This window comes from Viridibacillus sp. KH_047, from assembly GCF_057838945.1.
In genome coordinates, this window is record NZ_CM174479.1 from 3122232 (window position 1) to 3134145 (window position 11914).

Consider the following 11914-nt stretch of genomic DNA (forward strand, 5'->3'; position numbering starts at 1 on the left):
TTTACAAAATGTACTAGTTTCCAACTTAAAATTTCATTTCAATTGAGCAAAATGCAAAGCTTCACTATTTTCTCCATAAAAAAAATACCGGTTTCCCGGTATTTTAGTTTTTTTATTTATCTCGTACGCTTTTCAATTAAAAGCTTAATAGCCGTTCGATCTTCACCTGCAATTAAGATATCCGTAAATGCAGGCGAACAAGTCAAGTCCGTTCCACTTGGTGCAACAAATCCTCTTGCAATTGCAACTGCTTTAACAGCTTGATTTAGTGCACCTGCTCCAACTGCTTGCATCTCTGCATAGCCTTGCTCTCTAATGACCGCTACTAATGCGCCAGCTACTGAGTTCGGGTTTGAGCGAGAAGATACTTTCAATGAATCCACAACAATTCCTCCCTTAATTTGAAAAAATGTGGGACATCTCTCTTGTCCATGGATTATTGTATGCAGCGAGTTTTGGGAATAGACTTACAATTATCCTTTGAAAGGATAATCTGCGTTAATATATATGCGCTCAAATGATTTTGCTAAGCCCGTTTTATCATCAAGATCAACAAAGAAGCCACTTAGTACTTCTCGACCTTGTTTTGGTACTTCAAAACGTGTTGGCATATTTGTTTTAAATCGATAGATTACACTTTCTTTATTCATTCCAAGTACTTCATCATAAGGTCCAGTCATTCCAACATCAGTAATATACGCTGTACCACCAGGGTAAATGCGTGCATCCGCCGTTTGTACATGAGTATGCGTCCCTACAAGCGTTGATACTCGTCCATCTAAATACCATCCCATTGCAATTTTTTCACTCGTTGTTTCAGCATGGAAATCTACGAAAATAAGTGGAGAAACTTTTTTTGCTTCTTCTATTAATTCATCTGCTTTAGCAAATGGATCGCCATGTGGTGGTAAGAAAGTACGTCCATGTAAATTGATTACAGATAAAGTATGACCATTTTTTGAAATAGTCGTCATCCCTTTGCCGGGCGCTTCGTCTGAGAAGTTTGCAGGTCTGATTAAAAATTCTGCATCGTCAATGAAATCGAAAATTTCTTTTTGATCCCATGTGTGGTTACCCATTGTAATAACATCTACGCCCGTCATTAATAATTCTTGATAAATGGCTCTTGTAATTCCACGTCCAGCAGCGGCGTTCTCCCCGTTCGCAATGACAACATCTGGTGCATATTTTCTCTTTAATCTTGGTAAATATGTTTCAACAGCTGTACGGCCAATTGAGCCTACAATGTCTCCGATAAATAGTACTTTCATTATTGATTCACTCTTTTCCAACAAAAAAGGCTTCTCGACCGAGGTTCTAAGAAGCCTTCTTTATAAAATATTTGAATTTTTCAATTCAATTTTCTTACTTTACATTTGGCATATACTAATTTCTTATTCTGAATTTAACTATTTCGCATATTCGACTGAGCGTGTTTCACGGATAACCGTCACTTTAATATGCCCTGGATAATCCAGTTCATCCTCAATGCGTTTGCGAATATCACGTGCTAAACGATGTGAAGCTAAATCATCAATTTGATCAGGACGTACGATAATACGTATTTCACGACCTGCTTGAATAGCGAATGATTTCTCAACGCCTTCATATGATTCAGAGATTTCTTCTAGTTTTTCTAGTCGACGAATATAGTTTTCAAGTGTTTCACTTCGTGCACCTGGGCGCGCTGCAGATAAAGCATCAGCAGCAGCTACTAATACTGCAATTACTGAAGTTGGTTCAGTATCACCATGGTGAGAGGCAATACTATTAATAACAACAGGATGTTCTTTGTATTTTGTAGCTAATTCTACGCCTATTTCTACGTGACTTCCTTCTACTTCATGATCAATTGCTTTACCAATATCATGCAGTAACCCTGCACGTTTTGCTAACAGTACATCTTCGCCCAATTCTGCTGCTAGTAAGCCCGCTAAGTGAGCTACCTCTACAGAGTGTTTCAAGACGTTTTGACCATAGCTTGTACGATATTTCATACGGCCTAAAATTTTCATTAGATCCGGATGTAAATTGTGGATACCCACTTCGAATGTAGTTTGTTCACCTGTTTCACGAATTTGCTCGTCCACTTCACGGCGAGATTTCTCAACCATCTCTTCGATACGAGCTGGATGGATACGACCGTCTTGTACTAATTTTTCAAGTGCTAGACGAGCTGTTTCACGGCGAATTGGATCGAATCCTGATAAAATAACTGCTTCAGGAGTGTCATCAATAATTAAATCGATACCTGTAAGCGTTTCAAGTGTTCGAATGTTACGGCCCTCACGTCCAATAATACGACCTTTCATCTCGTCATTTGGTAAAGTGACGACAGAGACAGTCGTTTCTGCAACGTGATCAGCTGCAAAGCGCTGAAGGGCTAGTGATAAAATTTCTCGTGCTTTTTTGTCAGATTCTTCTTTCGCTCGCATTTCAGATTCTTTCGTCATAACTGCTATATCAGTTGATAACTCGTTTTCTACTTGTTTTAGAATAATGACTTTTGCTTCTTCACGAGTTAATGCTGAGATACGTTCGATTTCAGATTGCTGTTTAGCTACGAGTTCTTCCACTTTGCTTTCCATCTGTTCAATATGCTGTTGTCTGTCGTTTAGAGCGTCTTCTTTGCGCTCTAAACCTGCTTCCCTCTTATTCAGAGCTTCATCCTTGCGATCAAGATTTTCTTCTCTTTGCAATAACCGGTTTTCTTGTTTCTGAAGCTCAGACCGGCGTTCACGGATGTCGTTTTCTGCTTCAGTTCGAAGTGTGTGAGTTTCATCTTTTGCTTCAAGAAGTGCTTCTTTCTTTAGAGCTTCCGCTTCTCTTTTACCTTCATCTATGATGAGCTCTGCGGAACTCTTTGCACCTGTCACTTTTGAATCATTCACTCTTTTATTGACGTAATAGATAACAGCGGCACCGACGATGAGTCCAAGCAAAGCGGAGATGATGTTTCCAGTCATTCGAACACCTCCTCTTGCTGTATTGTTTTCATTTTTAGTCGGCTATACATTAAGTATTTCTATGAGCCCTCAATATACTGCCTATTTCATTTCAATTTTAGAAATTATACAAGTTTAATTGTATAGTTGAAAAAAAACAATGTCAAGGATTCACAGTTATAGTTATAGTCAAAAGGGCCCTTCAATTGACATTGAAAGACCCTTAGAAAATCTTACTCTTCATTTAATAATGATGATAATTCTGCATCCATTGCTTCGTCTTCTTCAGTTTCAACTGTATATGAATCAGTTGCAATCCCAGAAGCTACGCGGATTTTATGTGCAATTTCATTGCTGATTTCAGGGTTTTCTTTTAAGAATTGTTTTGCATTTTCGCGTCCTTGGCCTAAACGCTCTTCTTCATAAGCATACCAAGAACCACTTTTTTGCACGATTTCTTTTTCTACACCGATATCGATGATTTCGCCTTCTTTTGAAATCCCTTCACCATACATAATATCCACTTCAGCTGTTTTGAATGGCGGTGCCACTTTGTTTTTAACGACTTTAATTTTAGTTCTGTTACCTACCATATCATTACCTTGTTTGATTGTTTCTGCACGGCGTACTTCTAAACGTACAGAACTGTAGAATTTTAGTGCACGTCCACCTGGTGTTGTTTCTGGATTACCGAACATAACACCAATCTTCTCACGAATTTGGTTAATGAAAATAGCAATTGTATTAGATTTGTTAATAATTCCTGATAGTTTACGTAATGCTTGCGACATTAAACGTGCTTGTAGACCAACATGTGAATCACCCATGTCACCTTCGATTTCAGCTTTTGGTACAAGAGCTGCTACAGAATCGATGATAATGATATCGATTGCACCACTACGTACAAGAGCTTCAGCAATTTCTAAAGCTTGCTCCCCTGTATCAGGTTGTGATAGTAATAATTCATCAATATTAACACCTAGTTTTTGTGCATAGACCGGATCAAGTGCATGTTCTGCATCAATAAACGCTGCTGTACCACCGTTAGCTTGTACTTCTGCAATCGCATGAAGCGCTACAGTTGTTTTACCAGAACTCTCTGGTCCATATATTTCAATAACACGACCTCGTGGATATCCACCAACTCCAAGTGCTGTATCAAGTGCTAAAGAGCCACTTGAAGAAGTCATAATTTCGATGTCTGTTTTTTCGCCTAATTTCATAACTGAACCTTTACCAAATTGCTTTTCAATTTGTTTAAGGGCCATGTCTAATGCTGCTTTACGATCGCTCAATCTTGTTCCTCCTTCGAAAACATTATCTCTTTTATATCTGTATCTACTATACTTCTTTTTTGAGAAATACACAAGAAAAAAGCGAACATTTATTCGGAAAAATTTAACCAAAATCGAAAAGTATGCCCCACTTTTTGCTCAAAAGCTGATTTTAATCCACTTCGAATGGACAAATTTATATTTTACGATAACCTTGTTCGGTTAATAATTGAATAATAAAAGCAAAAGTACGCTTCACTACGCGTAAACGATTTGTATTGCGTTGCCCTGTTAGATGTAATTGATACGTTTGAGGTTCATTATCACCGATAACTACAGCTATCCACACTGTACCAGCTGGTTGATTATCATGCCCTTCAGGACCTGCTGCCCCAGTTAAACCTATCCCTATATCTGTACCGAACTTTTCTTTTACTTTACTAGCCATTGCTACAGCACATTGGGAACTTACAACTCCGTAATTTTCTAATAAGTCAGCTGAAATTCCTAGTTGCTCACGTTTTGCTTGTTCTGTATAAGTAACAACTCCACCAATTAACGATTGACTTATACCAGGATTTTCTGCTAATTCAGATTGAAATAGTCCAGCAGTTAAACTTTCCGCAGCGGCAATGGTTAAATCGTTTTCAATAAGAATTTCAGCTGTTTTAGAAGAAAGAGAATCATCATTCACACCGTACATAAACTGCCCAACTCTACGTAATATTTCATCCTTTGCTCCAGCTATTAGCTGTTCAGCTTGTTCTAAACTAAATGCCTTTGCTGTAATGCGTAGAGTTACTTCCCCATCTGATGCTAGCGGCGCTATAGTAGGGTTTGTTTGGTTTTCTAGTAAGTCTTGTACCTTTACCTCTAACTCTGCCTCACCGATGCCATAGAAGCGTAGTACGTGAGATACAATCTGAGCTCCATCATTTACTCTTGCAGCTAATTTTGGCTTCGCTTCAAATTGGAACATAGGCTCCAATTCCTTCGGCGGTCCTGGCAACAACATATATATACGGTTATTTTTTTCTAACAGCATGCCAGGAGCCATACCATGACGATTTATAAGTACTTCACAATCTTTTAATACGAGTGCCTGTTTACGATTATTATCTGTCATAATACGATTTTGAAGAGTGAAAAATTCTTCAATCGATTGCATAGCATAATTATCTATTTCCAGTACAGTCCCTAAATGTCGCGCGATTGTTTCCTTTGTTAAATCATCTTTCGTTGGCCCTAAGCCGCCTGAGAAAATAATGAGATCTGCACGGGTCTCAGCTACTTTAATCGCGTTTACTAAACGATCTACATTATCTCCGACGACAGTGTGATAATACACATTAATACCTAGCTCAGATAATTGACCAGATATAAAACGTGCGTTTGTATTCGTAATTTGACCTAGTAAAAGCTCTGATCCAACTGCAATGATTTCTGCATTCATCTCTAACAATCCCTTCCTCTACCTTATAATATGTATGGTGCTCAAAAAGTGCAAAGTTACAAAAGGCGAGGTATATAATGTAGGAGAAAATCCTCCATACTTACATCCTCGCCTACTAAAATTCATATTTTAATTATTTTGAATCTAATAATACACGACGATTCAAGTAGAAATAATCTGCACCAGACCAAACAGTAAAGAATAGAGCTACATATAATGCAATATCAGCAAAAGGAATGCTAAACATAGTAAAGAAAATATTATTTAGCAATAACGCAGAAATCGCAACAATTTGTGCCCATGTTTTAATTTTACCTAGTTGGTTAGCAGCGACTACCTCGCCACCACCCGCTAAAATTAGTCGTAAACCAGTTACTGCAAATTCACGGCTGATAATGATAATAACCACCCATGCTGGAGCAGTTCCTAATTCAACAAGTAGGATAAATGCAGCAGAAACTAACAATTTATCTGCTAATGGGTCTAAAAATTTCCCCATATTCGTTACTAAATTATATTTGCGTGCGTAGTAGCCATCTACCCAATCTGTGATAGAAGCTATGATGAAAATCATCGCACCAACAAAGTGCTCGATAGGCATTGTTGCACCAAGCACCGTCATTTGCCCCCATCCAAAGTCCACTAACATTAAAAGCACGAATACTGGGATTAGCAAAACCCTTGAAACTGTAATTCTATTTGGTATATTCACGATTTCCTCACCCTTCTTTCAAAGAAAATAGCCATCTTTCTCTAGATGACTATTCTTTCTCTGAAAAATTAATGACGATATTTTGAGTACTTCGCTCGCTTGGAGAAGCCGCAAGTTTCAATTTCTCATCATTGACAAAAACTTTTGCATTTGCAGCTGCACCTAATCGAATACGAACGCTTTGTTTACCCTTCGCATCGACTTCAACTACATCAGCAGCATGGTATACATCTGCTCTATCAGAGATTTCTGTACGATTTTCATCTTGTACACCAACCCATGTATCACCAGAAACTTCCACACGGATTTTAAACTCTTCTGTACCAGTTAAAGTATAATTAGTTGTCTCATTATCATTTACTAGTGTACCTTTAGAAAGTTCTTGTTGTTTTTCTTCTTTTTTAGTTGTTTCTTCATCATTCTTATCTTGATCTGTTGAACCAGCTACTTCATTGTCTTTATTCTTGCCAGTTGTAGGTGGAGTTTTTGTATCCACAGTTACTGGTGTTGTTTCTGTATTAATATCTGGTTTAGAATTATCAGCTTTATTTTGGAACAATACCCAGATTACTACAATTGCAATTATGATAAATAAAGCAACAACAAGTTTCGGCATTAAGTCCACAAAACCTTTTGACGGCATTTTAGACAAGCTTCTACGCGATTGAGGTTGTTGAATTGTTGCTGTCGTTGTACTTTCAACTGTTTTGTTTGCAGGCACTTCAGATTTATACGTCTCAAGTAATTCATCGGCACTTAAATCCACCGCTTCTGCATACTGTTTAATAAATGCTCGAACATAAAACGTTCCAGGCATTATGCTATAATTTCCCTCTTCAATTGCAGAAAGATAGCGTTTTTGAATTTTCGTAATTTCTTGTAAGTCATCCAGACTATACCCTTTTGACAATCTCGCTTCTTTTAAACGAGCTCCTAGTTCTGTCAACTGTAACACCTACCTGTTAAAAATTAAATCCTCCAAAGCCACCGAAACCACTCGAATCTTGAAGTAAGCTGTTATGTTTCTCCATGATTTCGTATGTAATTTCTTCATCTGGATGATGTCTTAATTCGATAATATAATCAAAGTCTTCAATTGTATATTCAGAATGTTGCACGAACATATCAGGATGCTCTACTACCTTAATAGATGGCATACTCATCATTTCACGTACGAGTTGTTGATGTTTTTCATCAGAAGATCTCCTTGTGACAATTCCATCCAGAATGAATATATTATTGCTATTAAATTCGTCTCCAAGCAGCTTGTTGCGTGCAGTTTGTTTAATCATAGTCGATGATAAAAATAACCATCTCTTATTTGCACAAACACTAGCCGCTACGACTGACTCCGTCTTTCCGACACGAGGCATTCCTCGAACTCCAATAAGTTTATGACCGTCCTTTTTAAAAATTTCTGCCATAAAGTCTACTAAAATACCTAGTTCATCTCGTACAAAGCGAAACGTCTTTTTTTCATCTGCTTCTCTTTGTATATAACGACCATGTCGAATCGCTAGACGATCACGTGTTGTTGGCTCGCGAAATTTTGTTACACTTATCATTTCCATAGTCGAAACGATGTTCTCAAATCGTTCAATCTGTTCGTCCTTTTCAGCTCGTAAAAGCATTCCTCTTCGAACTTGATCGACACCGTTGATTGTCACAATATTCACACGAAGCATACCTAATAAGGAAGCAATATCTCCTAATAAGCCGGGGCGATTGATTTGTATTTCATATTCAAAATACCATTCTCTCACATACAACGATCCCTTCTATTATACGACGCTTAAAACATTTCTAAGTTCCATAATAGCCGATTTTTGTACATATGGAAAGAAAAAAAGGAAAAGAGGGGCTATTACCCCATTTTTCCTATTGTACCTTCCTATTCTGCACTAATTTTACAACACAATTAGCTAGAGATTGCTTTTCTTCATCGGTTGCCACCGACCAAAGCTCAGAAAGCACTCTCTCTTGTTCATTTTTGGGATCAACATTATTTGCCAAGTACTCACCAATTTGCACTGCAGCTTCTTGTATTACCTTTTGTGACATTCCCGCAGATTCCGCTTTTGCAACATTTTGCCCCAAAAAGCTCGTCCACTTTTGCCAGTTTTCAATGATATCCATATAATCACTCCTTTTCACATTAAGTATGTGTAAGAAGGAAATTTATATGTACCATCCACCATTAATTCGTAGAATTTGACCCGTAATATAATTGGCACGTCCTGATAATAAGAACGATACTAAATGACCAACTTCAGCTGGTTCTCCTGCTCTTGCTAATGGAATTTCGTCAATTAGCTCCTGCTCTTCTATATCCGTCAAATGCCCATTCATTTTAGTATTAATTAAGCCTGGCGCTACTGCATTAACAAGAACACCATTTCCCGCTGCTTCTTGTGCGTACGATTTTACAAAAGCATGAAGTGCACCTTTCACAGTAGCGTACAAAGCCTCTCCTGATGCCCCTGCTTCGCCCCAAACCGAACCAATCATAATAATATGACTTATATTGTTTTGGCGTAATTTTGAAGCTAAGAGGCTTATAAGTCTAATTGGCGTTTGCACATGAACTTTCCAAAGTGCATCCATTTCATCAGCAGTAGTATCTTCCACAAGTTTGTAAAGTGCTTGTCCACTAGCCACTACAATCGCTTGTAGTGAAAATATAGAACTCGAAATATTTTCTGCTGCAAGAGAATCTGTTAAATCAGCTTGAATCATCATAAATTCTTGCTCTGGGTATTCAGCTGACAGTACACTTACAAGCTCGAAAGCGGCCTCTTCGCCCTGATTATACTGCAAATATAAAGACCAGCCATCTTTAGCAAGCTGCTCACTTATGGCACGTCCAATTGCACCGGACGCGCCAAGTACTAAGCAAAACTGTTTCATTATCGCTCTTGACCTTCTTTGTCATTACTTGTTTTCGCTTTATTTCCTACAGGTAAAATCTTAAATACTGTTTGCTGTGATTCTCCTTGTAGTGAAGCGAAAGCTTGTTGCACGTCCGCTAACGTCAATTCTTCAATGACAGGAACCGCGTCAAATAAATTCATATCATTAAAAGCATATCTCGTGAATTGATTTGCGATAAATTCAATTGAATTTAATGCTCTTAAATAAAAGCCGATCTTACGACGTTTTACTCTCTCTAATTCATCATCACCAAATGGCCATTTTTCTTGTGTATTTTGTAATACATTTTGAATAGCTTCAACTAACTCATCTGTTTGATTCGTATCCGAACCAATTAAGGCAAAACCAAAGCCTTTTTCTAAAGAGAAGTCATAAGAATACGATTCATCAATCAGTCCTTTTTCATATACACTTGTATAAAAGTCTGAAGAACGACCAAATAATACATCCAGCGCTAATTGGATAGACAGCTCATGCTTTAACATAGCTTTGCCAGAAAGGCTTGTTTCTTTGGCTTTTATACCTACAATTACTTTTGGTTTTAAAACATCCATTTCTAACGTACTACTTTTTACTGCTACATCTGTAGGTTCAGTCACTTCAATTCGCTGAATAGGTGTTGGTTCCTCAAATGTCTTATCTGCTTGATCAGCACGAATAAAATCCATCATCTTCTCTGGTTCAACAGCACCGATGACAAATAGAAGCATATTAGATGGATGATAAAACGTATTATAACAAGTGTATAAATGATCTGCGGTAATATCATCAATCGACTCAATAGTACCTGCTATATCAATTTTCACTGGATGCTCATGGAACATATTTTCAATCGTTCCAAAGTATAAACGCCAATCTGGTTGGTCATCATACATTGTAATTTCTTGACCTATAATACCTTTTTCCTTCTCCACAGTTTGTTCCGTGAAATATGGTTGTTGTACGAAATCAAGTAAAGTTTTCGTACTCTCATATAAATGATCTGTTGCAGAGAATAAATACGCTGTTCTTGTGAAAGATGTGAAAGCATTTGCTGAAGCACCTTTTTCACCGAACTTTTGGAATACATCGCCATCTTCTTTTTCAAACATTTTATGCTCTAAAAAATGTGCAATACCATCTGGAACTGTAATAGCTTCAGTTTCACCAAGCGGGATGAATGAACGATCGATGGAACCATATTTTGTAGTAAAAGTGACAAATGTTTTAGAGAAGCCTTTTTTCGGCAAAATATAAACATCTAATCCATTATCTAACTTCTCGTAGTAAAGCGTTTCGTCTAATTGATCGAATTGGATTGTTTTCATTCTGCAGCATCCTCCTTACCCCTTAAGAAATATACTGTTTCTTTTTCTACTAGTTTTGCCATATTAACTACATCTTCCTTCGTTACTGCTTGCCATTTCGCTGCCATATTTTCTACCGAGAACTCTGTTGGCAAGTCTTTATATTGATCATATATTTCGATTTGCCCTCTTGCTGAATCAAGTGCTTCTTTTATTTGATTTGTTAACATCGCTTTTGTTTGCGCTAATTCTAAATCCGTAATGTCGCCTTTTTGAATCGCAACTAGTTGTTCGTCGATTAATGAAATTGCCTTTTTCTCTTTGTTGGCATCAATTCCTGATATGACAAATACTAACCCATATTGGGCAGAATATGAGCTTGAGCAGTAATAAGCCATACTTTCTTTTTCACGTACATTCATAAATAATTTTGCATGTGGATATCCACCAAAAACGCCATTAAAAATTTGCATTTTAGGAAAATCAGGGTGCGTGAAAGTGACAGGTGTATGATAGCCGATATGTAATTTACCTTGCTTCATATCTTGCTGTTCACTGACAAACGTTTCAGTTGGTTTACTTTCTACAGTTGGATGAGTAGCATGGTCCATTGTACGATCAGCAAATGGTAACGCTTTTTTCAAGCTTTCAACTATTGTTTTTTCATCAATATCCCCAACTACGTAGATATCGATTAAATCATTAGCTAACATCTCTTCGTACGTTTTAACTAATGATGTTGGCGTAACTTTTTTAACATCTTCAATTGTGCCGTTAGCTGAGATAGATGCGGGATGATTTGGGCGCATAATATTCAATAATTTCTGTTGGGCATAACGTGATTTATCATCAAAAACAGATTGAATTCGCTCAATCACCATTTCTTTTTCACGAGCAACAATATTTTCACGGAATACACCGTTATCGAAGTTAGGCTCAAATAGCACTGTATGCATAAGTTCGAGCACTTCACCTAAAACTTCCCCATTTTTTAAATATTGATCATTAACTGTTTCAACATTTAATAATACGGTATGTTCATCACCACGTTTTGTAGTATCAAAATATAAAACCGTACCGTATAAATCGTCGAAATACATACGCATTGCAGCAGTAGTTGGATATTTTGCGCTACTATGTTGTAGTACGTTTGTTAATACTGTTCTTTCTGAAGCATCCTCGACAGTTAAAGGTCTTTTAAATTTCACTGAAAAATTGACAGTTTTAAATTGATCAGTTGTTCTTGTATGAATATTGACACCTTTTGCTACTTGAATAGTTTCAAACATGTAGACCCCTCCTATCTCTTTAAT

The 11914-nt window shown here is 37.3% G+C and carries 12 protein-coding genes; all 12 read right to left on the reverse strand.

Features of this window, described 5'->3' with window-relative positions:
• Positions 1-116: 116 nt before the first annotated feature.
• Positions 117-383 carry a stage V sporulation protein S gene (locus AC3IS5_RS15415; RefSeq protein WP_489425202.1) on the reverse strand — a complete coding sequence of 89 codons (267 nt, stop codon included), beginning with the start codon at positions 381-383 and terminating at the stop codon, positions 117-119.
• 90 nt (positions 384-473) lie between these two features.
• The gene (locus AC3IS5_RS15420; RefSeq protein ID WP_489425203.1) at positions 474-1271 is read right to left on the reverse strand and encodes a TIGR00282 family metallophosphoesterase; all 798 of its coding nucleotides are present in this window, start codon (positions 1269-1271) and stop codon (positions 474-476) included.
• A gap of 138 nt (positions 1272-1409) precedes the next feature.
• Entirely contained in the window at positions 1410-2966 is a 1557-nt protein-coding gene (rny, locus tag AC3IS5_RS15425; protein ID WP_489425204.1) for a ribonuclease Y, read from the reverse strand.
• Positions 2967-3178: 212 nt separating this feature from the next.
• Positions 3179-4240, reverse strand: a complete 1062-nt coding sequence (gene recA / locus AC3IS5_RS15430) for a recombinase RecA (protein WP_053417410.1) — start codon at positions 4238-4240, stop codon at positions 3179-3181.
• Between the two features lie 175 nt (positions 4241-4415).
• The gene (locus tag AC3IS5_RS15435; RefSeq protein ID WP_489427912.1) at positions 4416-5672 is read right to left on the reverse strand and encodes a competence/damage-inducible protein A; all 1257 of its coding nucleotides are present in this window, start codon (positions 5670-5672) and stop codon (positions 4416-4418) included.
• Positions 5673-5805: 133 nt separating this feature from the next.
• On the reverse strand, positions 5806-6384 hold the full coding sequence (pgsA, locus tag AC3IS5_RS15440) for a CDP-diacylglycerol--glycerol-3-phosphate 3-phosphatidyltransferase (RefSeq protein WP_053417411.1): 579 nt from the start codon (positions 6382-6384) through the stop codon (positions 5806-5808).
• A gap of 49 nt (positions 6385-6433) precedes the next feature.
• Positions 6434-7339 (reverse strand): helix-turn-helix domain-containing protein, encoded by a 906-nt coding sequence (locus AC3IS5_RS15445; protein WP_489425205.1) that lies wholly within the window; start codon positions 7337-7339, stop codon positions 6434-6436.
• Positions 7340-7346: 7 nt separating this feature from the next.
• A complete protein-coding gene (locus tag AC3IS5_RS15450) occupies positions 7347-8147 on the reverse strand; it encodes a DUF3388 domain-containing protein (RefSeq protein ID WP_489425206.1) in 801 nt (266 codons plus the stop codon).
• Positions 8148-8262: 115 nt separating this feature from the next.
• The gene (locus AC3IS5_RS15455; RefSeq protein WP_489425207.1) at positions 8263-8520 is read right to left on the reverse strand and encodes a DUF3243 domain-containing protein; all 258 of its coding nucleotides are present in this window, start codon (positions 8518-8520) and stop codon (positions 8263-8265) included.
• Between the two features lie 42 nt (positions 8521-8562).
• Positions 8563-9291: an elongation factor P 5-aminopentanone reductase gene (ymfI, locus tag AC3IS5_RS15460; protein WP_489425208.1), complete on the reverse strand. Its 729-nt coding sequence runs from the start codon at positions 9289-9291 to the stop codon at positions 8563-8565.
• Positions 9291-10622 carry an EF-P 5-aminopentanol modification-associated protein YfmH gene (gene yfmH, locus AC3IS5_RS15465; RefSeq protein WP_489425209.1) on the reverse strand — a complete coding sequence of 444 codons (1332 nt, stop codon included), beginning with the start codon at positions 10620-10622 and terminating at the stop codon, positions 9291-9293. Before yfmH ends, ymfI begins: the two co-directional genes overlap by 1 nt.
• Positions 10619-11890, reverse strand: coding sequence for an EF-P 5-aminopentanol modification-associated protein YfmF (gene yfmF / locus AC3IS5_RS15470; protein ID WP_489425210.1), 1272 nt, complete (start codon positions 11888-11890; stop codon positions 10619-10621). Before yfmF ends, yfmH begins: the two co-directional genes overlap by 4 nt.
• Positions 11891-11914: the final 24 nt, after the last annotated feature.